This window comes from Pseudomonas sp. S32, from assembly GCF_016648095.1.
GTDB classification, from domain to species: Bacteria; Pseudomonadota; Gammaproteobacteria; order Pseudomonadales; family Pseudomonadaceae; genus Aquipseudomonas; species Aquipseudomonas parafulva.
The window spans coordinates 83599-106285 of sequence record NZ_JACVVF010000011.1; the positions used below are offsets into that span (position 1 = coordinate 83599).

At 63.8% G+C, this 22687-nt stretch carries 17 protein-coding genes; 10 read left to right on the forward strand and 7 right to left on the reverse strand.

Annotation, left to right across the window (positions count from 1 at the left end; translation table 11 throughout):
* Positions 1-82: 82 nt before the first annotated feature.
* Entirely contained in the window at positions 83-1075 is a 993-nt protein-coding gene (locus IAE38_RS08600; RefSeq protein WP_201217045.1) for an alpha/beta fold hydrolase, read from the reverse strand.
* Positions 1076-1181: 106 nt separating this feature from the next.
* Complete coding sequence (ppsA, locus tag IAE38_RS08605) at positions 1182-3557, reverse strand: phosphoenolpyruvate synthase (protein ID WP_201162716.1); 2376 nt, start codon at positions 3555-3557, stop codon at positions 1182-1184.
* 176 nt (positions 3558-3733) lie between these two features.
* Here ppsA and ppsR point away from each other — a divergent pair, with 176 nt between their 5' ends.
* Positions 3734-4552 carry a posphoenolpyruvate synthetase regulatory kinase/phosphorylase PpsR gene (gene ppsR, locus IAE38_RS08610; RefSeq protein ID WP_028632418.1) on the forward strand — a complete coding sequence of 273 codons (819 nt, stop codon included), beginning with the start codon at positions 3734-3736 and terminating at the stop codon, positions 4550-4552.
* Positions 4553-4955: 403 nt separating this feature from the next.
* Here ppsR and IAE38_RS08615 read toward each other — a convergent pair whose 3' ends face one another.
* Positions 4956-9821 carry an NAD-glutamate dehydrogenase gene (locus tag IAE38_RS08615; protein WP_201217048.1) on the reverse strand — a complete coding sequence of 1622 codons (4866 nt, stop codon included), beginning with the start codon at positions 9819-9821 and terminating at the stop codon, positions 4956-4958.
* Positions 9822-10095: 274 nt separating this feature from the next.
* Between IAE38_RS08615 and IAE38_RS08620 the strand changes: the two genes are divergently transcribed.
* On the forward strand, positions 10096-10449 hold the full coding sequence (locus tag IAE38_RS08620) for a hypothetical protein (RefSeq protein ID WP_201162712.1): 354 nt from the start codon (positions 10096-10098) through the stop codon (positions 10447-10449).
* A 3-nt stretch (positions 10450-10452) separates the two neighbouring features.
* On the opposite strand, the gene IAE38_RS08625 is transcribed toward IAE38_RS08620, so the two are convergent.
* Positions 10453-11358, reverse strand: a complete 906-nt coding sequence (locus IAE38_RS08625; protein WP_201217051.1) for a LysR family transcriptional regulator — start codon at positions 11356-11358, stop codon at positions 10453-10455.
* A 123-nt stretch (positions 11359-11481) separates the two neighbouring features.
* Here IAE38_RS08625 and lysA point away from each other — a divergent pair, with 123 nt between their 5' ends.
* The 5 genes from lysA to IAE38_RS08650 all read left to right on the forward strand — a co-directional run bounded on the left by lysA (position 11482) and on the right by IAE38_RS08650 (position 17839).
* Positions 11482-12717 (forward strand): diaminopimelate decarboxylase, encoded by a 1236-nt coding sequence (gene lysA / locus IAE38_RS08630; RefSeq protein WP_201217054.1) that lies wholly within the window; start codon positions 11482-11484, stop codon positions 12715-12717.
* Between the two features lie 189 nt (positions 12718-12906).
* Positions 12907-13629, forward strand: a complete 723-nt coding sequence (locus IAE38_RS08635) for an AraC family transcriptional regulator (protein WP_201162706.1) — start codon at positions 12907-12909, stop codon at positions 13627-13629.
* An 81-nt stretch (positions 13630-13710) separates the two neighbouring features.
* Positions 13711-15126: a TolC family protein gene (locus IAE38_RS08640; RefSeq protein ID WP_201217057.1), complete on the forward strand. Its 1416-nt coding sequence runs from the start codon at positions 13711-13713 to the stop codon at positions 15124-15126.
* 141 nt (positions 15127-15267) lie between these two features.
* The gene (locus IAE38_RS08645; RefSeq protein WP_442968272.1) at positions 15268-16335 is read left to right on the forward strand and encodes an HlyD family secretion protein; all 1068 of its coding nucleotides are present in this window, start codon (positions 15268-15270) and stop codon (positions 16333-16335) included.
* On the forward strand, positions 16325-17839 hold the full coding sequence (locus IAE38_RS08650) for a DHA2 family efflux MFS transporter permease subunit (protein ID WP_201217061.1): 1515 nt from the start codon (positions 16325-16327) through the stop codon (positions 17837-17839). Before IAE38_RS08645 ends, IAE38_RS08650 begins: the two co-directional genes overlap by 11 nt.
* 47 nt (positions 17840-17886) lie before the next feature.
* Here the strand turns inward: IAE38_RS08650 and IAE38_RS08655 are convergent, their stop codons facing one another.
* Both IAE38_RS08655 and IAE38_RS08660 read right to left on the reverse strand, forming a co-directional pair.
* Positions 17887-19188, reverse strand: a complete 1302-nt coding sequence (locus IAE38_RS08655) for a cation:dicarboxylate symporter family transporter (protein ID WP_201217064.1) — start codon at positions 19186-19188, stop codon at positions 17887-17889.
* A gap of 67 nt (positions 19189-19255) precedes the next feature.
* Entirely contained in the window at positions 19256-20611 is a 1356-nt protein-coding gene (locus tag IAE38_RS08660) for a class-II fumarase/aspartase family protein (RefSeq protein WP_201217067.1), read from the reverse strand.
* Between the two features lie 118 nt (positions 20612-20729).
* Between IAE38_RS08660 and IAE38_RS08665 the strand changes: the two genes are divergently transcribed.
* The 3 genes from IAE38_RS08665 to IAE38_RS08675 all read left to right on the forward strand — a co-directional run bounded on the left by IAE38_RS08665 (position 20730) and on the right by IAE38_RS08675 (position 22311).
* Positions 20730-21476: a GntR family transcriptional regulator gene (locus IAE38_RS08665; RefSeq protein WP_201217070.1), complete on the forward strand. Its 747-nt coding sequence runs from the start codon at positions 20730-20732 to the stop codon at positions 21474-21476.
* A 17-nt stretch (positions 21477-21493) separates the two neighbouring features.
* On the forward strand, positions 21494-21949 hold the full coding sequence (gene soxR / locus IAE38_RS08670) for a redox-sensitive transcriptional activator SoxR (protein ID WP_201162692.1): 456 nt from the start codon (positions 21494-21496) through the stop codon (positions 21947-21949).
* Positions 21950-22062: 113 nt separating this feature from the next.
* Positions 22063-22311, forward strand: a complete 249-nt coding sequence (locus IAE38_RS08675; protein WP_201217073.1) for a CsbD family protein — start codon at positions 22063-22065, stop codon at positions 22309-22311.
* Positions 22312-22355: 44 nt separating this feature from the next.
* Here the strand turns inward: IAE38_RS08675 and IAE38_RS08680 are convergent, their stop codons facing one another.
* On the reverse strand, positions 22356-22628 hold the full coding sequence (locus tag IAE38_RS08680; RefSeq protein ID WP_028632404.1) for a PepSY domain-containing protein: 273 nt from the start codon (positions 22626-22628) through the stop codon (positions 22356-22358).
* Positions 22629-22687: the final 59 nt, after the last annotated feature.

Below are 22687 nucleotides of genomic sequence, written 5' to 3' on the forward strand. Positions count from 1 at the left end.
ACCGCCGAGGCCGCCGCAGTCATCCCGGACCGCACAGTCATGTGTTGCCTGCGGTGACGCCGCAAACACTACCGAGCACCGGTCAGCTGGCGGTCAAGGGCTGCGATACGTCGCAAGCGCGCTGCACCGCCGCAGGCGATTCACGCAGCCAGCGCGCCACCAGCGGCCATACCTGTGCCTGCGCCGCCTTGCTCACTAGCATGTCGACATGCCCGAAGGCTTCGAACCCCTCTTCAGGCCCCAGGCAAATGAACTGCTTGCGGGCATCGCCCCATTGCGCGAACAGCTGGCGGCAGGCCCACACGGGGTCTTGCGCGTCGGCCGCACCGGCAACGGCCAGCAGCGGCACCTTCACCTGGGCAAGCCCGGCCCACCAATCCTGGTGCTTGTCGCCAAAGCGGCCGAACAGGCCATGCCAGCGCAGGCTTTCGAACGCCAGGCCGATGGGTTCGTCCTCCGGCCCGCGCTTGAAACGCGGGCCGGATAACTGCCCCCAGCGCCTGAGCAGCATTTTTGCACCCCACACCACAGGCGGGAGTTTCAATGGCCAGTAGCGGCGGCTGACCTGGGTGCCGAACAGTGCCACCCCAGCCACCTGCCCCTCACTCAAGAACCCGCCACCCAGTGCCGCTGCCAGCGTGGTCCCACCCAGGGAGTGGCCTACCCAGTAGGGCACCTGCCCTGCCTGCTCGCGCACGAATGCGGCAATGGCCGGCAAGTCATCGCGGGCATAGGCGGCGACGCAGTTATGTGACCAGTCACGGTTGCGCGGTGACAGGCCATGCCCTCGCATTTCCGGGATCCACACGTCGAAGCCGGCGCGCGCCAGGTAGGCGCCCAGGCCGAGGCCTTTGGGCGAGTACCAGAAGCGCCGATTGGAGAAGCTGCCGTGCAGCAGAATGATCGGGATGCCCTGGACCACGCGCTGGTCCGCCAGCCCCAGGCGCGTTACCGCCAATTCTACGGTGGGGTCGGGGCCATTGCCGGCTTTGATTCGGTAGACGTCTTCGCTGAGATCACCGCGGCGCTCGGCACTGAGCAAGGCCACGGGAAAAAGAGTGCTGCTGCTTTGCATAAGGTCAGATGGCTTGGTGCACAAAAAAGGGCGGGATCCATTGCTGGAACTCGCCCTGGAAATACCAGGCGGGGCTACGCCAGACGCTGCCCCGCGTTTCGTTGGATCAGGCTGCGCCCTGGCCTTCGGCCAGGTAGAACCAGGTTTCGAGCACCGAGTCCGGGTTCAGCGACACGCTGTCGATGCCCTGCTCCATCAGCCATTTGGCCAGGTCCGGGTGGTCCGATGGGCCCTGACCACAGATGCCGATGTACTTGCCGGCCTTGTTGCACGCAGCAATGGCATTGGCCAGCAGCTTTTTCACCGCGGGGTTACGCTCATCGAACAGGTGGGCAATGATGCCCGAGTCGCGGTCCAGGCCCAAGGTCAGCTGGGTCAGGTCGTTGGAACCGATCGAGAAGCCGTCGAAATACTCGAGGAACTCGTCGGCCAGAATGGCGTTGGACGGCAGCTCGCACATCATGATCACGCGCAGGCCGTTATCGCCACGGGCCAGGCCATTCTCGGCCAGCAGGTCGACCACCTGGCTCGCTTCACCAAGGGTGCGCACGAACGGCACCATGATCTCGACGTTGGTCAGGCCCATCTCGTTGCGCACCCGCTTGAGCGCACGGCACTCGAGCTCGAAGCAGTCACGGAAGGCTTCGCTGATGTAGCGCGAGGCACCGCGGAAGCCCAGCATCGGGTTCTCTTCTTCCGGCTCGTACAGCTTGCCACCGATCAGGTTGGCGTACTCGTTGGACTTGAAGTCCGACAGGCGCACGATGACCTTTTTCGGGTAGAACGCCGCTGCCAGGGTGCTGATGCCTTCAACCAGCTTCTCGACGTAGAAGCCGACCGGGTCATCGTAGCCGGCGATGCGTTTGTCGACGCTGTCTTTGAGCTCGGGCGGCAACCCGGCGTAGTTCAGCAAGGCCTTGGGGTGCACGCCGATCATGCGGTTGATGATGAACTCCAGACGTGCCAGACCCACACCGGCGTTTGGCAACTGGGCGAAGTCGAAAGCACGATCGGGGTTGCCGACGTTCATCATGATCTTGAATGGCAGCTCGGGCATGGCATCGACCGAGTTCTGCTTGATATCGAAGCCCAGCTCGCCCTCGAAGATGAAACCGGTGTCGCCCTCAGCGCAGGAAACCGTCACACCCTGGCCGTCCTTGAGGATCTGCGTGGCATTGCCGCACCCGACCACCGCCGGAATACCCAGCTCACGGGCAATGATCGCGGCGTGGCAGGTACGCCCGCCACGGTTGGTGACGATGGCACTGGCGCGCTTCATCACCGGCTCCCAGTCCGGGTCGGTCATGTCGGAAACCAGCACATCACCCGGCTGTACCTTGTCCATTTCGGACACGTCATTGATGACGCGAACCTTGCCTGCACCAATGCGCTGGCCAATGGCACGGCCTTCGACCAGTACGGTGCCTTTCTCTTTCAGCAGGTAGCGCTCCATCACGTTGGCGCTGGAACGGCTCTTGACCGTTTCAGGGCGCGCCTGAACGATATACAGCTGGCCGTCATCACCGTCCTTGGCCCATTCGATGTCCATCGGGCGCTGGTAGTGCTGTTCGATGATCATGGCCTGCTTGGCCAGCTCGTTTACCTCGGCATCGCTCAGGCAGAAGCGCGCACGCTCGGCCCGGTCCACGTCGACGGTTTTCACCGAACGACCGGCCTTGGCCTCGTCGCCGTAGATCATCTTGATGGCCTTGCTGCCCAGGTTGCGACGCAGGATGGCCGGGCGGCCGGCCTGCAGGGTGTTCTTGTGCACGTAGAATTCGTCAGGGTTCACCGCACCCTGCACCACGGTTTCGCCCAGGCCGTAGGCGCCGGTAATGAACACCACGTCACGGAAGCCGGACTCGGTGTCGAGGGTGAACATCACGCCGGCGGTACCGGTTTCCGAGCGCACCATGCGCTGCACGCCGGCCGACAGGGCTACCAGCTTGTGGTCGAAGCCCTGGTGCACGCGGTAGGCGATGGCGCGGTCGTTGAACAGCGAGGCGAACACTTCCTTGGCCGCACGGATGACGTTGTCGACACCGCGGATGTTGAGGAAGGTTTCCTGCTGGCCAGCAAACGAGGCGTCTGGCAGGTCTTCGGCAGTGGCCGACGAGCGCACGGCCACCGCCATGTTGTCGTTGCCCTTGGACATTTCGGCGAAGGCGGTGCGGATCTCGGCATCCAGGCGGGCCGGAAATTGCGCATCCATCACCCACTGGCGGATCTGCGCACCGGTCTTGGCCAGGGCATTGACATCGTCTACGTCCAGGGCGTCCAGCGCAGCGTGGATCTGGTCGTTCAGGCCGCTCTGCTCGAGAAAGTCACGGTACGCCTGAGCCGTAGTGGCAAAGCCGCCCGGCACGGACACGCCGGCACCGGCAAGATTGCTGATCATCTCGCCCAGGGATGCGTTCTTGCCCCCCACATGCTCCACATCATGGACGCCGAGCTTTTCGAGGGAAACTACGTACTCTACCAAGGTGATCTCTCCACTAACTGTATTGGAAAAGCTCAAGGGCGCCGCCTGCCATCGTTGACTGGGCCGGACGCTTGTGGCCTGTACCTGGAAAATAAGTGAGAATGCCAACAGCCGCATTCGGCAAAGCGAACTTATCATATCCAAGAAACGTCATCATCTTAAGGCCCAGATCGCAAATGAAACGAACCGCGTTCTTCATCTCCGACGGCACCGGCATCACTGCCGAAACCCTGGGCCAGAGTCTGCTCGCGCAATTCGAGAGCATACCGTTCAACAAATTCACCCGTCCGTACATAGACTCGCCTGAAAAAGCCCGCAGCATGGTGCAGCAGATCAATACCGCTGCCGAACGTGACGGCGTTCGCCCCATCATCTTCGACACCATCGTCAACCAGGACATTCGCGAGATCCTGGCCACCTCCAACGGTTTCATGATCGATATCTTTTCATCGTTCCTGTCGCCGCTGGAGCAGGAGCTGACCGCCCACTCGTCCTATTCGGTGGGCAAATCCCACTCGATCGGCGGCAATTCCAACTACATGGAGCGCATCGAGGCGGTCAACTTCGCCCTGGACAACGACGATGGCGCACGTACCCACTATTACGACAAGGCCGACCTGATCCTGGTGGGCGTGTCGCGCTGCGGCAAAACGCCCACCTGCCTGTACATGGCCATGCAGTTCGGCATTCGTGCAGCCAACTACCCGCTCACCGAAGACGACATGGAGCGCCTGCAGCTGCCACCGGTGCTGAAAAAGCACCATAACAAGCTGTTCGGCCTGACTATTGACCCCGACCGCCTCACCGCCATACGCCACGAGCGCAAGCCCAACAGCCGTTACTCAAGCTTTGCCCAGTGCGAGTTCGAGGTGCGGGAGGTCGAGAGCCTGTTCCGCCGGGAGAACATCCCGAACATCAATTCCACGCATTTTTCGGTTGAAGAGATTTCGGCGAAGATTCTGGTGGAGAAAGGCGTGGAACGCAGGTTCAAGTAAGCCTGGGCGAACCGTTTTGCATTCACATGCTTCGATGTAGGTCCACGGCGAGATTGTCTGAGGGCCAGCTGGTGTTCGCCGCAACAGGGGCTGCGCCTATAAGATCGAGCGCCGCCCGCGCGGCGCATCGCGAGCTGCGCTCGCTCCTACGTTTGTTTCGGGCCAATTATTCCTGGGGCATTTGCGCGCGTACCCCTTAGCGCAGGACGGGGTATCGTGTCGCACCCACCTGGTGGTCGCGCGCGACTGTCACAGGCGTGACTGGCCCGAAACAGACGTAGGAGCGAGCGCAGCTCGCGATGCGCCGCGTTAGCGGCGCTCGGCCTCACAGGCGCTGCAACCGTGACGGCGAACGAAAAAGCCCCGGCATCACTGCCGGGGCTTTTTCAGTGCAGCTTCACCATCAGGACGGCAACACGGTCGCCTGCCCGCTCATGGCCAGGTCGACCAGTTCGCGGTTGGCCACCGCGTACATCGCATAGTCGTGCCCTGTGGCACTGCGCAGGTCGTCCAGCATGGCACGCCAGCGCTCCACCATCACCCGGTGCTGCTCGGCCCACAACGCCACCCGGGCGTCCATGTCCTGCGGTGCATCGACCATCTGCAGCACAGAAATGGTGATCGCCCGCTGCTGCAGGTCGATGTCGTCACGGAACGCCTCACGCGCCAGCGCCTGCCAGTTGTTCTCCACCGGCAGGTTGCTGATTTCCTGCAGATACCAGGTCAGGTCCAGGGCGCTGCCCACGGCGAAGAACGCCTTGGCCACCTGCGCCGGCTCATGGCCGGTGACATCAGCCGCTTCGATGATCGGCAGCAGCGTGTAGAGGTGGCTGGTACCGGCGACCATGCGCGCCAGCAGCTCAGGCACGCCGGCATCGACAAAGCTCTGGTAGCGAACCATCCAGCGTTCCCGGGTCGGACCCTCCAGCAGTTCGTCCAGCTTCAGCCCTAATTGCGCGATCTTCGGCCCGAAGTGCGCGCAATCGCGCCCGGCGTCCTGCTCGTTGCGGCGGCTGCGCAGGAACCAGCGGGTAGCACGGCGACCCAGGCGCATCAGCTCGTCCATCAGGGTCAGCTGGACCTCGGCAGGCACCTGGTAGTCCAGCGCCTCGATCTGGCGGAACCAGTGCGGCAGGTGGAAGATGTCACGCACGATCACATAGGCACCCGCGACGTTCGCCGGGCTCATGCCAGTGGACTCCTTCAAGCGCTGCACGAAGGTGATGCCCATGTTGTTGACCAGGTCATTGGCGATCTGGGTGCTGACGATTTCGCGCTTCAGACGGTGACGGCGCATGGCCTCGGCGAACTTGCTGACCAGCGACGGCGGGAAGGCGGTTTCCATGTCGCGGGTCAGGTAGTCGTCATCCGGCACCTGGGACTTGAGTAGCTGCTCCTTGAGGTCGATCTTGCTGTAGGAGATCAGCACCGACAATTCCGCACGGGTCAGGCCCTGCCCCGCAGCCAGCCGTTCGGCCAGTTGCTCTTCGGACGGCAGGAACTCGATGGCGCGGTCCAGCTTGCCCCGAGCTTCCAGGTCTGCCATCAGGCGCTTGTATTCGGCAATGCGCTCGCGCACCCGGCGGGCCGCCAGAGACAGCGCCTGGGTCTGCTTGTAGTTGTTGCCCAGCACCAGGGCGCCGACTTCGTCAGTCATGCTGCCCAGCAGCTGGTTGCGCTGCTTCTCGGTCATGTCGCCACCCTGCACCACTTCGTTGAGCAGGATCTTGATGTTGACCTCGTGGTCGGAGCAGTCCACGCCGCCGGCGTTGTCGATGAAGTCGGTATTGGTAGCACCGCCGTGCAGGCCGAATTCCACCCGGCCAAGCTGGGTCATGCCCAGGTTGCCGCCCTCGCCCACCACCTTGCAGCGCAGCTCGTTACCGTTGACCCGCAGTGCATCGTTGGCTTTGTCGCCAACGTCGGCATGGCTTTCACTGCTGGCCTTGACGTAGGTGCCGATACCGCCGTTCCACAGCAGGTCCACTGGCGCCTTGAGCAGGGCGTTCAGCAGCTCGGTGGGGGTCAGCCGGTCGGCTTCGATGGCGAAACGCTCCTTCATCTGCGGGCTGATGGCAATGCTCTTGGCACTGCGGGGGAAGATGCCGCCGCCTTCGGACATGATGCTGGTGTCGTAGTCGGTCCAGGCCGAGCGCGGCAGCTCGAACAGGCGCTTGCGCTCGACAAAGCTGGAGGCCGGCTCCGGGTTGGGGTCGATGAAGATATGCAGGTGGTTGAACGCGGCCACCAGTTGCAGCTTGTCAGACATCAGCAAACCGTTGCCGAACACGTCGCCGGCCATGTCGCCCACGCCGATGACAGTAACCGGGTCTTTCTGCACATCAATGCCGCGCTCACGGAAGTGGCGCTGCACACCCACCCAGGCACCCCGGGCGGTAATACCCATTTTCTTGTGGTCGTAGCCGGCCGAGCCGCCCGACGCAAAGGCGTCGCCGAGCCAGAAGCCGTAGTCGATGGCAATGCCGTTGGCGATGTCCGAGAAGGTGGCCGTGCCCTTGTCGGCCGCCACCACCAGGTAGGGGTCATCGTCGTCGTGCCGCACCACGTTGGCAGGCGGCACCACGCCACCGTCCTTGAGGTTGTCGGTGATGTCCAGCAGGCCGGAGATAAAGATGCGGTAGCACGCCACGCCTTCGGCGGCGATTTCGTCACGGCTGCCACCCAACGGCAGGCGCCGGGGCAGGAAGCCGCCTTTGGCACCCACCGGCACGATGACCGAGTTCTTCACCTGCTGCGCCTTCACCAGGCCCAGCACTTCGGTGCGGTAGTCTTCTTCACGGTCCGACCAGCGCAGGCCACCGCGGGCCACGTTGCCGAAGCGCAGGTGCACGCCTTCAACACGGGGGGAATAGACGAAAATCTCGAACTTGGGCACCGGTTTGGGCAACTCGGGCACCAGCCTCGGGTTGAACTTGAAGCTGAAGTAGGCCTTGTTCTGGCCGTTGGCGTCGGTCTGGTAGAAGTTGGTGCGCAAGGTGGCCTTGATCAGGTCCAGGTAGCGCCGCAGGATGCGGTCTTCGTTGAGCACCTGCACGTCATCCAGTGCGCTCAGGATGGCCTGCTCGAGGCGCTGCTGCTTGTCATCCAGGTCGTCCAGGGTGAGCTTGCGCGCCAGGTAGAAGCGCGTCTTGAACAGCCGGGTGAGCTCCCGCGCGATATCGGTGTGGTTATTCAGCGTGCTGGCGATGTAGCCCAGGTCGAAGCCCAGGCGAATCTGCTTCATGTAACGGGCGTAGGCACGCAGCAATGCCACGTCACGCCATGGCAGGCCGGCAGTCAGCACCAGGCGGTTGAAGGCGTCGTTCTCGGCATCGCCGCCAACGATGTGGATAAAGGCATCCTGGAAAGTATCGTTGAGCTGCTGGATATCCAGGCTCAGGCCTTCGCTGTAGGTGAAGGCAAAGTCGTGGATCCAGTACTCGCGGCCATTGGCATGGCGCAGGCGGTACGGGAATTCACCCAGCACGCGCAGGCCGAGGTTCTCCAGGATCGGCAGCACGTCGGACAGCGCCAGCGGGGTGTCCGCGTGGTACAGCTTGCAGTGCAAGGTGCGCTCGCCCACCCGGGTCAGCGGCTGGTAGAAGCTCATGGCCAGCGGCTTGCTTTCAGACAAGGCCAGCACGTGCTGCAGGTCGACCACTGCCGAATGCGCGGCGAAGCGTTCACGGTAACCCGCCGGGAACCCTTTGGGGAAATCGGCAAGGATGTTGGTGCCCTGGGCCTCGCCGAAGTTTTCCACCACCAGCGCAGAGAAGTCGTCCTGCCACGAACGGCAGGCCTGCACCACTTCGCGCTCAAGCTGCTGCGGGTCGATGTCGATGCGGTTTTTCGGGTCCACCCGCAGGATCAGCTGCACACGGGCCAGTACCGACTCGGAGAAGAACGTCCAGAACTCGCAGTCGCTGGCCTTCAAGCGCTCCATCAGCACCTGCTGGATCTTCTGCCGCACTTCGGTGGAGTACACCTCGCGGGGGACGTAGGCCAGGCAGTAACAGAAGCGCCCGTAAGGGTCCTTGCGCAGGAACACGCGGATCTTGTTGCGCTCCTGGATCTGCACGATGGCCATGACCGTGCTGAACAGCTCATCGATCGGGGTCTGGAACAGGTCGTCACGGGGCAGCACTTCCAGTACCTGGGCCAGTTCCTTGCCCAGGTGCGCCTTGGCGTCGAAACCGGAACGGCGCTCCACTTCGGCAACCTTGCCGCGGATGTAGGGGATGGCATGTACGCTCTCGCCATATACCGACGAGGTGTACAGGCCCATGAAGCGGTGTTCCTTGAGCACCCGGCCGTCGGCGTCCAGCTGGCGGATGGACACATAGTCCGGGTACGCCGGGCGGTGCACACGGCTAGGCAGGGCAGCCTTGGCGAACGACAACAGCAACGGCTCGTTCAGGTAGGCTACCGCGTAGTCTTCAATGCGCAGCTCTTCGGCCGTGAGGCCCACCCGCAGGCGCCGGGGCAGGCCCAGGAACGACTGTTCGTCATACACCATCTGGCCGCCATCGGCGGTTTGCTGGACGGTGAACTCTTCGTAGCCCAGGAAGGTGAAGTGGTTGTCCAGCAGCCATTCGAGAAACGCCGTGACCTCGGCTTTTTCGTGCTGTGCAGGCCCGAACGCGGTCTGCTCGACCTGGGCAACCACCTCACGCAACTTGGCCTTCATCGGCTCGAAGTCGGCCACCGCAACGCGCACTTCGGCCAGCACCTGCTCGATCTCGCGGGCCAGGACATTCAGCTCGGCGGCGTTCGCGCAGCGGTCGATCTCCAGGTACATCAGCGACTCGTGGCCAACGCCTTCGCCCTGGCTGCCTTTTGGCAGCAGTTCGAGCAGTTCGCCCTTGGCGCCACGGCGCACGCTCAGCACGGTGGTTTGCAGGGTATGAATGCTGTAGCCGCGGCGGTTGAGCTCGGTACGTACCGAATCCACCAGGAACGGCAGGTCGTCGTGCAACACCTCGACCACGGTATGGGTCGATTGCCAGCCATTGCGTTCGTATTCGGGGTTGTACACGCGCACCACGGGCTGGGCGGGGTCGAACCGCTCGATGACGCGCCAGGCCGAGAGGGTGCAGCCGGCCAGGTCGGAAAGCCTGCGCTGGGTGAGTTCGTCCAGTGAGATGATGCCGAAGAACTGCTCGGCGAACAGCGCCACTTGTGGCAGGGACTGTTCGCTGATGTGCTGCGCCAGGGCCGCTTGCAGTTGATGCTGGAAGTCGGCTTTGCTGGCTGCGGTGAAGAACGCCATCTGTGGTACTCCGCTTGGGCTTTGTAGTAGTTGAAGCGTCGCTGCGTGCGCCATGCACGGGTCTACCATAGCCAACCCGTGCCAAGGCGAACGGTGAAATCAGGCGTTGAACGAGCGCAGGCACGCCCAGGGCTGGGCGAAGCTTACCGACTGACCGGTCATCAAGGCTTGCAGCGCTGCGACAATTTCGTTCAAGGGGCGGTAACTTTACGTTTATGCCTACCAGCAAGACTGTCAGAATTCCCTTCCGTTTCCTTTGATCCGAGCCCTTGCCATGCAAATCGATACCGCCCTGCTGTTCGCTACCCCTTGCGATGACGAGGAAGACAACATGGCTACCCTGTGCTGCCACAGTGACAAGGGCCAGATGTTCCTGCTGACTCGCTACCCGGACGAAGACACGGTGGACCTCACCCTGGACGACGAGCCATCGACCCTGGATGGGCTGAAAGTGACCCTGAGCGCCCGCCGCCTGCTGATCGAAGTGGCCGCCGGCGACCGCGATGCCCTGAAGGGCGATGAGGTGCTGCAGATCAACCTGACCAGTGAGTTGAGCGACCTGGATGAGGTCAGGCAGACCCTGGAAAACATCCTGGATGGCACCGGTACGTTTGTCTGCGACCTTTGATGCCTAGCGCAGGGCAAGCTGCATCTGCCGGGCCTGCTCGCGCAAGGCTTCGCAGAACGGCGCCACGGCTGTGGAGGCCGGGCGGTGGTCTGGCCGGATCAACATGACCTTGTAGGGCACCTGCACCTGCAACCTTCTGATCGGCAACCCAGCCTGCGCCGCCTCCAACCCGCTCAACGGGTTGATGATCGCCACGCCCAGGCCTTGCCTGACCATCGCGCACACGGATGCCGCACTGGTGGTTTCGATCACCGTACGCCGGTTTACCCCGGCCGCGCGGAACTGCTGGTCCAGGCGCTGGCGGTACGTGTCAAGGCTGGCCAGGTTGATGAAGTCGACCTCGTGGAAGTCACTGAGCGCGAGCTCGGCCTTGGCCTGCAGCGGGTGATGCTCGGGCAGCACGCACACCATGCTGGCGCTGAACAGCAACTCGCCATACGCGCCACGGGGCACCTGCTCGGTTTCTGTCAGGCCAAGATCGTGCTGCTGGGCAACCAGTGACTCCTCCAGCAGCGGTGACTCCTGCGCCAGGATGCTCACGCTGACGCCCCGGTGCTGCTGATGAAAGCGCTGGCAGGCTCGGGGCAATAACGTTTGCGAGAACAGGGGCAGGCAAGTGATGGCCAGCCGGCCTTGCTCGAAGTTGCGGATGGCCTGGGCGAAGCGATCGATCCGCTCCAGCCCCACATACGCCCGCTCCACCTCCTGGATCAACAACAGCGCCTGGGCAGTGGCTACCAGCCGGCCACTTTCCCGCTCGAACAGGTGCAGCCCCGAAACCTGCTCCAGGCGAGCAAGCTCGCGGCTGACAGTAGGCTGCGACGTGAACAGCAGCCGCGCGGCGCCCGTGACGCTGCCGGCAGTCATGATGGCGCGAAACACTTCGATGTGGCGGGCAGTGAGTGGCATCGCAATCCCGGGAGTAATGGACGGGCATATCCAAAATGAATGATTAACAAAAGAAAAGCTATTTTTATGAATTGAAGGTTTCGCCCATGCTGCTTACCTTTGCCACCTATGAAGAACCTGACCATGACTGCACCCTTCACCCTGCTTGCCGACGCCGTTCGCCAGCATGGCTCGCCGCTTTGGGCCTATGATGCCGCCACCATCGCCGAGCGCATCAGCCAGTTGCAGGTGTTCGACACCGTGCGCTTTGCCCAAAAGGCCAACCCCAACCTGCATGTACTGCGCCTGATGCGTGCCCACGGGCTGGTGCTGGATGCCGTATCACTGGGTGAAATGGAACGCGCCTTTGCCGCGGGCGCTCGCGTGGATGGCGAACCTGCCGGGGTGGTGCTGACCTGCGATGCACTGGACCGGGCCACCCTCGAGCGCGTGGTGGCCGAGCACATCGAGGTGAATGCAGGCTCCATCGACATGCTGCGCCAGTTGGGGGAACGTTCCCCAGGGCACCGGGTGTGGATCCGCATCAACCCGGGTTACGGGCATGGGCACAGCCGCAAGACCAATACCGGCGGTGAAAACAGCAAGCACGGTATCTGGCACGAAGAACTGGACGAGGCACTGGCGTGTATCCGGGCCTACGGTTTGCACCTGGTGGGCGTGCACATGCACATCGGCTCCGGGGTGGATTACCAGCACCTGGAGCAGGTGGCCAGGTCGATGATCGAGCTCGTGGGCCGCCTGGGCACCGATATCGAGGCGTTTTCCATCGGCGGCGGGCTGTCCACGCCATACCGCAGCACCGACAAACCGGTTGACCTGCAGCGCTATGCGCAAACCTGGGCCGTTGCCCGCAAGGAAGTCGAAGCCATGCTGGGCCACCCCGTGCGCATGGAAATCGAACCCGGGCGCTTTCTGGTAGCCGAGTCCGGTTACCTGGTGGCTGAGGTGCGCGCCGTGAAGCAGGTGGGGCGCAATACGTTCGTCATGATCGACGCCGGCTTCAACGACTTGATGCGCCCGGCCATGTACGGGGCCTACCACCGCATGACGCTGCTGGACGCAAACGGCCAGCCCGTGGAGCGCCCACGGCAACCGACCGTCGTCGCCGGGCCGCTCTGCGAATCGGGTGACGTGTTCACCCAGGACGAGCACGAACTGACGCCACAGGACCTGCCCCAGGCCCAGGTGGGCGACCTGCTGGTCATTCATGATGCCGGCGCGTACGGGGCATCCATGTCATCCAACTACAACAGCCGGCCGCTGCTGCCAGAGTTCCTTATCGAAGCCGGAACATTGCGGATGATTCGACGCAGGCAGACCCTCGAGGATCTGCTCAAACTGGAATCTGAATGCCACTAAACGCTTTGGGCGAACGCGTAGGCGGTTCGCCCAGCCTTGCTTGAACAGTGTGCAGCCAAGCAATTGAACATCACTGATCGCTCCATTGAAGCGATATTTGATCAATAAACCCTACGTATCAGACATTCTGAGCAATCTTGAGCAGCTTTGACAGGCTTACAATTGGATCCATTATTGAGGATCCCCTGCATGCAAACGCTTGAAATGGACTACACCCACGGCGATGTCGTCGCCAGTCACTGCCACGCCCATGACCAGTTGATCTACGCGGCCAGTGGCGTGGTGCATGTCAGCAGCGAGCGCGGCAACTGGGTGATTCAGGGCGGCCATGCGCTATGGATGCCAGCCGGGGTCAGCCATGGCATTCGCACCGAGGGCGTGGTGTCCATGCGGTCCCTGTTGCTTGAAGCGCAGGTCGAAACCTGCCAAGTAATCGTGGTATCAGGCCTGCTGCGCGAACTGATACTCGCCGCCTCGCGCATGCTGGGCGTACAGGATGGCGACCACGTGCGGGCGCTGATCCTGGCCGAACTGGCCGGTGCCGTGCGCGTCGATACCTTCATCCCAATGCCCCGTCATGCACGCCTGCGCACCTGGTGCGAACGCTTCCTGCAGGCCCCCGCCCAGGACCTCACCCTGGAGCAGTGCGGCCAGCAGCTGAACATGAGTGCGCGCAACGTGGCCCGGCTGTTCCAGCGTGAACTGGGCATGTCCCATGGGCAATGGCGAGCCAGGGCGCGGGTAATGCTGAGCCAGCAACGCCTGGCGGCTGGCCAGCCCATTCTCGCTGTCGCCCTGGACCACGGCTACCAGAGCGCCAGCGCCTTCGCGGCGATGTTCAAGCGCATCCTTGGCTACGCCCCCAGCCAATGCCAGAACCCCCGCCCTGGCGAGCGCACATTGTCCTGCTGACGCGCAGGGTTGTCCCGCTTGCGGCAGCGCCGCCCGTTGCGCTCTCGCTAACCTCGCATCACACCTTCCGAGAGCGTCGTGATGCGTTTACTGCCAACCCTGCCCTCCCCCACACGGCTGTGCACCGTGATCGGCTTGAGCCTGCTGGCAGCCTGCGCCCGGCAGCCTGCACCCGACCTCACGTTCGCAGGCAGCCTGCCCAACCCGCTGACTGATACCTCGGCTAGCATCAGCCAGCAACCAGTGCCTGAGCGGTGGTGGCAGTTACTGCGCGCCCCGCAACTCGACCGCTGGGTCGAACAGGCCCTCGCCAACAACCAGGACCTGGCGCAGGCCAAGGCGAACCTGCAGGCCATGCTGGCAGGTATGGGTGAACTCCAGGCGCAGCGCCTGCCTGCCACCTCGCTGAACATAGCCGCCACCTACGGCAAAAGCACCGATGACCAGACCCTCGCCGAGGCGACCCATACCCATGCTGCGGCCCAATGGCAGTTCAGCCCCGGTGTCGAGCTGGCCTACCAGGTGGACGCCTGGGGCCAGGTGCAGGCCGCCATCGAGCGGGCCTCAGCGCACGCGCAGGCGAGCGCGGCGGCCCACGACCTGCTGCGGTTGCAGGTAGTCGCCCAGACCACCCGGGCGTACGTGCAACAGTGCGTCTACCAGGCCCGAATAGCAGCCGCGCACCAAGCCCTGAGCACGCTGGACAACAGCGTATGGCTCAGTGATCGTCAACGCCAGGCTGGCGCCGCTACCGCACTGGACAGCGAACGGTTGCTCAGCCTGCGTGACCAGGTGCGGGCACGGCTGCCAGTGCTTGAGGCCGGGCGCGACATTGCGCAGTTCGAGCTGAGCATGCTGGGCGGGCAGGCAACCGTTCAGGCGCAGCCGCCCTGCATAGCCATCCCCAGGCTCACAGGCCCGTTGCCAGCCGGCGATGGCTGGCACCTGCTTGCGCGCCGGCCAGACGTGCGCCAGGCCGAACGTGAGTTGCAGGCCGCGAGCCTGCAAACGCAGATCGCCAAGGCCGACCTGTACCCCAAAGTCAGTTTCGGTGCCCAACTCAGCGCCTCAGACCACCGGCTGGGCAATGTGGGGGGCAGCCGGGCGATTACCTTCGGCATCGGCCCGTTGATCCACTGGGAATTCCCCAACCTCAAGGCCAACCGTGCCCGCCTGAGCAAGGCCCAGGCGCTGCAGCAAGCCCAGGTTGCCCATCACCAGAGCGTGGCGCTGGGGGCTCTGAAAGACGTCCGCCAGGCGCTGGCGCGCCATGACGCCACGCAGCAACGCCTGCAGGCACTGGCCAGTGCCCTGGCGCATAGCCAGCGCGGCTATGACCTGGCCCGCAGCAACCACCGTGCTGGCACCGTGGACGGCCTGGCACTGCTCGACAGTGAGCGCGAGCTGATCCGCCTGCAAGACCGCCACATCGCCGCCCAAGGCAGTGTTGCCAGTGCCCAGATCGAGTTGTTCCGCGCACTGGGCGGCGGCTGGTAAGCCTCGTCGCCGAACGGTAGTTCATTGCAACACACCCGCAACAGTCTCACCCAGGAAGCAACCACCATGAATGCTGCCGCACAAACCTCCACACCGGCGTCTACCGAGCCCCAGGCCCGCAGCCTGGCAAGCAAGCGCCTGATGTCAATGAGTGCCGGTGCGGTGGGCCTGCTCGCCACGCTGGCGTTTACCTTTTACTGGGTGACCACAGGCCGCTACCTGGAAAGCACCGATGACGCCTATGTGCGTGCAGACTGGGTAGCACTCAGCCCGCGTGTGGCCGGTTATGTAGCCAAGGTGGAAGTGAACGACGACCAGCCGGTAAAAGCGGGCGATGTACTGGTACGCCTGCAGGCACGCGACTATCGCGCCCGCCTGGGCAGCGCCATGGCCGCCGTGGCAGAAGCCAAGGCGGCAGTCACGGCGGCCCGGGCCCATCAACAGGTGGCGGCCGAGCGCATCAACCAGCAACAACAGGCTGTGCTCCAGGCCGAAGCAGCCGTACGCAGCGCCCGGGCCGAACGCCAGCGAAGCCAGCTGGACCTGCAGCGCTACCGCGGCCTGGTGCGCGACGAAGCCGCCACCCGGCAACGGCTGGAAAGCGCCAGCGCCCAGGCCAGCCAGGCGCTGGCCACCGAGCAAGGCGCCAAAGCAGCCTGGCGTGAGCAGCGGGCGCAGCAGCGTGTGGCCAAGGCCCTTGCCGCTCAGGCCGATGCCACACTGGAGCAACGCCAGGCTGCCCTGGCCCGTGCCCGCGCAGAACAGCAGTTGGCCGAGCTTGACGAGCAGGACACCGTTATCCGCGCCCCGATCGACGGCGTCGTCGGCCAACGCCGAGCGCGTGCCGGCCAGTACGTGGTGCCCGGCCAGCCACTGCTGGCGGTTGTGCCGTTACAGCAGGCCTACGTGGTGGCCAACTACAAGGAAACCCAGTTGACCCGTATGCGCCCCGGGCAAGCAGTGCGCATTCAGGTGGACAGCTTCGCCGGTAAGCCACTGCAGGGGCACGTGGCGAGTTTCTCGCCTGCCTCGGGCAACGTCTTCGCCCTGCTGCCGTCCGATAACGCCACCGGCAACTTCACCAAGATCGTGCAGCGCTTTCCCGTGCGCATCCTGCTCGATTCACCGCTGCACGGCCCACTGCGGCCAGGCATGTCGGTGGTGGCCACCGTGGATACTCGCGATGCGGAGCCTGCCGATGCGCCCTGAACCTGCAGTGCCGTTGCGTGCCTGGGTGGCCGTGCTGGGGGGCCTGTTCGGCTGCTTCATGGCGGGCATGAACGTGCACGTCACCAGTGCTGCCCTGCCGGAAATTCGCGGCTCGCTGGGCGCCAGCTTCGAAGAAGGCTCATGGATTTCCACCGCCTACCTGGTGGCCGAGATCGTGATGATTCCGTTGACGGCATGGTTGGTGGAGGTGTTTTCGCTGCGCAGGGTGATGTGGACCGGCTCCCTGATCTTCCTGATCGCCTCGGTGGCCTGTTCCTGGGCGCCCAACCTGGAGGCAATGATTGCCATTCGGGTTATCCAGGGTGCCGCCGGGGCCGTGCTGATCCCGTTGTCGTTCCAGCTGATCATCACCGAACTGCCACCCAGCCGCGTGGCCATGGGCATGGCGCTGTTCAGCCTGGCCAACAGTGTGGCACAGGCGGCAGGCCCGTCCATCGGCGGTTGGCTGACCGATGCCTACTCCTGGCGCTGGATCTTCTACCTGCAGCTGTTCCCCGGCATCGCCCTGCTGATGGCCATCGCCTGGTCGATCGACGCCAAACCCATGCAGTTGCAGTTGTTGCGCAAGGGTGACTGGCCTGGCATCGCGGCCATGGTGGTCGGCCTGGGGGGCCTGCAGGTGGTGCTGGAGGAAGGCGGCCGGCTGGACTGGTTCGGCTCGCCCTTCATCACCGGCATGAGCGTGGTGTCGGCGGCCGCCCTGGTGGTGTTCGTGGCGACGCAGTTGCTTGGCCGCCGCGCCTTCATCAACCTGCGCTTGCTGGGCCGCTACAACTTCGGCGTGGCCAGCCTGGCGATGTTCATCTTCGGTGCCGCCACGTTTGGCCTGGTGTTTCTGGTGCCCAACTATCTATCCCAGATACAGGGGTTCAGCGCCCACGATGTGGGCGTCACCTTGGTTGCCTATGGGGTTGTGCAATTGGTGCTGGCGCCGCTGATGCCGCGGCTAATGGGCTGGACCAGTGCCAAGTTCATGGTCGCCAGCGGCTTTCTGATCATGGCCCTGGGGTGCTGGCTGGGGGCCAGCCTGAGCGCGGACAGCGCCGACAACGTGATCATCCCATCCACGGTGGTGCGTGGCATCGGGCAGCCGTTCATCATGGTGGCCTTGTCGGTACTGGCCGTGGCCGGGCTGGACAAGCGCGAGGCCGGCTCGGCGTCTGCGGTGTTCTCGATGCTGCGCAACCTGGGCGGTGCCATTGGTACCGCAGGGCTGACCCAACTGGTGGCGAGCCGCGAGCGCTTTCACAGTGCGCGCATCCATGAGCACGTGACGGTATTCGAGCCCCAGGTGCAGGCCCGCCTCGGCCAAACGGTGCCCACCTGGCTGCCCCACCCGCAGCAGATGCTGGAAGGGCTGACCGGGACCATTCGCCGCGAAGCCTACCTGATGGCCTACAGCGACGCGTTCTACCTGGCGTGCCTGGCACTGCTCGGCTGCGCGCTGGGGGCGTTGTTGCTCAGAACACGCCCGGCCAGCTGAATGCCTGGGGCGCAAGCGCCCCGGCACGTTTTGCTGGGTGAATCATGTCAAAGCACGGCACCTGGCGCTCGGCCCAGCACGCGGGTGTATTCCTCACGCGCCGACTGCTCTGTGAACTCCCCCGCCCACTTGGCCACCACTACGGTCGCCACGCTGTTGCCGATGGTGTTGCAGGCTGCCATGGTCATGGACATGAAGCGGTATACGCCAAACAGCAGTGCCAGCCCTTCCACCGGCAGTATACCGATGGCCGTCACCGTGGCGGCGAACACCACAAAGCTGCCACCGGATACGGCGGCGGCGCCCTTGGAGGTCACCAGCATGATGGCCAGAATACCCAGTTGTTGCTCCCAGCCCAGCGGCACACCGTAGGCGTTGGCGATAAACAGCACGCACATCGACATGTAGATGGACGTACCGTCGAGGTTGAACGCGTAACCGGTGGGCAACACCAGGCCAACGCTCTGCTTGGAGCAGCCGAAGCGCTCGAGCTTCTGCAGCAAGCGCGGCAATGCGCTTTCCGACGAGGCCGTGCCCAGCACGATCAGGATCTCGTCCTTGATATAGCGCAAGAAGCGCCACAGGCTGAAGCCCGAGAGCCGGCACACGGCGCCCAGCACCACGAACAGGAAGAACGCGATGGCCAGGTAGAACATCAGCACCAGGTTGGCCAGCGACATGAGCACGGCCGAGCCATTGCTGCCCACGGCATAGGCAACGGAGCCAAATGCACCGAGCGGGGCGAACTTCATGATCAGGTTGATGAACTCGAAGAAGCATTCCGATACCCGGTTCAGGCCGTCCTCGATCACCACCCGGCGGTCCTGCTTGAGCGCCAGCAACGCGAAGCCGAACAGCACCGCAATCACCAGCACCTGCAACAACTGCCCGCCGGCGAAGGCACCGACGAAGTTGTCGGGGAAGATGCCGTAGATAAACTCGACCGTGGACGTGGGCGCATGCCCTGTGGCCACCGCTGCGCTGGCCGCCGCCGTGGCCGCCCCGCTGGCGTGGGCCCCGTGCATGCCCGAGCCGATGCCGATCAGGTTGCCCCACAGCAGCCCCAGCGCCAGGGCGAAGGTGGACAACAGCTCGAAGTACACCAACGCCCGCCAGCCCACCTTGCCGACCCGCTTGATGTCGCCGGCGGAGGCAATACCGTGCACCACGGTGAAGAACACCAGGGGTGCTACGGCCGTCTTGATCAACTTGAGAAAGATGTCCCCGAGCATCTTGAACTTGGCAGCGAGTTCGGGGGCGATGAAGCCGAAGGCAATACCGAGCAGCATTGCCGCCAGCACCTGGAACGTGAGGTCCTTGTACAGCGGCTTTTTCGAAGTGGAAGCCATGGTAGCGTTCTCATTGTTTTTGTAGGAAGTCACCCGTCATGGCCCGACCTGGCCGGGCAGCGGGCTTTCAGCGGGGTACGGCAGCGGGCCAGGCCAGTGCCTGGTCGACCATCTGTGGCGCCAGGCCCAGGTAGTTGCCCGGGTCGCACAGGTGCTCCAGCGTTGCCATGTCCAGGCGCGCAGTCGCTTCACCCTGGGCCTTGAGGGCTTCCAGCAGGCTGATGCCCTGGTCGTTGGCCAGGCGGCAGGCGGCATACACCACGTCATGCGCCACCTGGCGGCCCAAGGCCGGGGCAAGCCCCATCATCACGGCTTCGGCAACGATAAGGCCCTGGGTCATGTCCAGGTTCTTGCGCATGCGCTCGGTGCGCACGTCCAGCCCGGCCAGCATGAACCGCGCCTGGCCCAGGGAGGCGGCGGTCAGCGCGAACGCTTCGGGTATGGCGATCCATTCGGCCTGCCATGGGCCGGTGGAGCGCTCGAAGTCCTGGATCATGGCATCGAGCATCAGGCCGGCCTGCTGGCGCACGCCCTTGGCCGCGGCGTACATCAGCTCGCAGGAGATGGGGTTGCGCTTCTGCGGCATGGTGCTGCTGGCGCCGCGGCCCTTGACGAACGGCTCGTAGGCTTCGCCCAACTCGCTGGTCATCATCATCATGATGTCCAGCGCCACCTTGCCCAGCGAGGCGCTGACCAGGCCCAGGAAGTTCAGCGCTTCGGCCAGCCCGTCGCGCGCCACGTGCCAGGTAGCCTGCGGTATGCCCAGGCCCAGTTCGTCCATCAGCGCGGCCTGCACCTCCAGGCCTTTGTCACCCAGCGAAGCCAGGGTACCGGCGGCACCGGCGAACTGTCCCACTTCTACCCGTGAGCGCAGTTGCACCAGGCGCTCGGCATGGCGGTCAAACATGCTCAGCCACACGGCACACTTGTAGCCAAAGGTGATGGGCAGCGCGTGCTGCAGGTGCGTGCGGCCGGCCATCGGCGTGTCACGGTAACGCTGCGCCAGCTCCGCCAGCAGGCCGCGAACGGCCTGGATATCCCGGCCGACGATGGCCAGTGCAGCGCGTACTTGCAGCACCACGGCAGTGTCCATGATGTCCTGCGTGGTGGCGCCCCAGTGCACGTAGCGGCCAGCCTCGCCACACAGCTTGGACAGCTGCTCCACCAACGGCAGGATCGGGTAGCCGACAATCTCCGTTTCATGCTGCATCAGCGCCAGGTCCAGGTCTTCGTAGCGCGACAGCCGGGCGATCTGAGCGGCCGCTTCGGCAGGCACCACACCGCAGCGCGCCTGGGCCTTGGCCAGGGCTACCTCCACTTCGATGTACCGCTCGATCAGCGATTTGTCTGAGAACACGGCACGCATTTCGGCAGTGCCGAACATGTCGCGGAACAGGGTGGAGTCGAAAACAGTGGTGGACATGGGCTGAAATCCTGAAATGTTATTTTTTGACCGTACATATATGTAATGTACGTACATAATTCTTGCCTCGTCGCTGTTACACTGTCAACCGACGAAATTTGCGAGACAGACCAAAGGTATGAACAAGGCGCGCTATGCCATCGTGGCCAAGGACTTGATGGAGGCCATTGCCAGCGGCCGCTACCCGGTGGGCGGCTTGCTGCCCACCGAGTTCGAGCTGTGCGAGCTGTACAGCGTGAGCCGCCACACGGTGCGGGCGGCGATTGACCAGTTGCTGGGCCAGGGCATGGTGTCGCGGCGCAAGCGCGTGGGTACCCGGGTCGAGGCCAGCAGCCCGCGTGGTGGTTATTCCCACTCGCTGGCCAGCATTGCCGACCTCGCCCACCTTGCCGAGACCCAGCAGCGGGAAATCCAGAACGTGCGTCACTTTGTGGCGGACCTGAGCGAGGCGGCCCGGCTGGGCCTGGTGCCGGGCGAGCATTACTTCTGTGTGTCCAGCATCCGTATAGACCACCAGCAGAACGCCGCGCCGCTGTGCTGGACGGATGTGTACGCGCAACGGGACTACGAACAGGTCATCGAGAAGGCTCAGGCAAACCCCGATCAGCTGATTGCAGGGCTCATCGAGCAGCACTATGGCCGGGTGATCGCGGTGGTGGACCAGCAGGTACGGGCTGTGGTGCTCAGCGCCGAGGTGGCCCGTGCCCTGAAAGCCGAGGTTGGGGCGCCCGGGCTTGAGATCATCCGCCACTACCGTGAAGAAAACGGTGATTTGATGGCAGTCTCTGAAACGGTCCACCCTGCCGACCGTTTTAGCCTGGTGACGCAGATGCGCCGGGACCGCTCCCCCTCACCTGCCCCCTGACTCTGGAGAAAAGACGCATGGCAGCGGACAAAACCCGGATGCTGACGGTGGGCGAAGTGGCCAGACGCAGCGGCGTGGCCGTATCGGCGTTGCACTTCTACGAAAGCAAAGGCTTGATCGCCAGCACCCGCACGGCTGGCAACCAGCGCCGCTACCCGTCCCTGGTGCTGCGCACGCTGGCAATCATCAAGGTGGCCCAACGTACCGGCATCGCCCTGGAAGAAATCAAGCGCGCCCTGGGGCGCTATCCGCCCAACAGCAAGCTCACGGCCGCCCAGTGGAGCGAAATGTCCAGCGCCTGGCGCGAAGACCTGAACAGCCGCATTCGCATGCTCGAGGCCTTGCGCGACAACCTCGACAACTGCATAGGCTGCGGCTGCCTGTCACTCGATGAATGCCCGCTGCGTAACCCGCAGGACGTACTGGGCCAGCAAGGCAGCGGAGCGCGCCTGCTGGAAGACAAGGCACGCTGACGGCGAGATGGCCAAGGCTGCACCGATTACGCTGAGTTTGAACCATTCCACACCCTAGGCGCCCTAACCTTGTGCTGTTAACCCATGCCGTTCAGAGAAAGGATGACCAAACCATGAAGCGCGAACAGATCGAAGGTGTAGCAGAGAATCTTGCAGGCAAGGCACAGAGCGCTGTGGGCCGGCTGGTAGATGACCCGGCACTGGAAGCCGAAGGCGAAGGCCGCCAGGCGGCAGGCCAGGTGACCAAGAGCTACGGCGATGCCGTGGATTGCGTGTCGACCTTCGTCAAGGAAAAACCCATTGCCGCACTGGCAATTATCGCAGCCATCACCCTGGTGGTGTCGCGCCTGCTCCGCCGCTGATCGAACGCACCAGGCCCGCACGACTGCGCGGGCCTGGCACCTGATCAGTCGTCCAACTCATCCTTGACGATGCGCCCATCGCGAGGGTCGACCTTGAACTCATACTGCTTGCCATCGGCCTTGATGCCCTCACCTTCCCAGTGACCATCGTCTGCCTCGATCTTGGTGATCTGGGTGTAGCCGGCACCTTTCAGGGCCGCCTCGGCCTGGTCTTTGTTCACTTTCCAGTCAGCGCCAGGCTGATCAGCCCAGGCCGAAGCGGCGCCCAGGGTGCCAATCAGGGCAAGGCCAGTGAACAATTGCTTGATCGCTTTCATGACGCACATCCTTATCGAGTGGTGTAAAGATGCGACCGGGCAGCATTGCGCAACGTTCA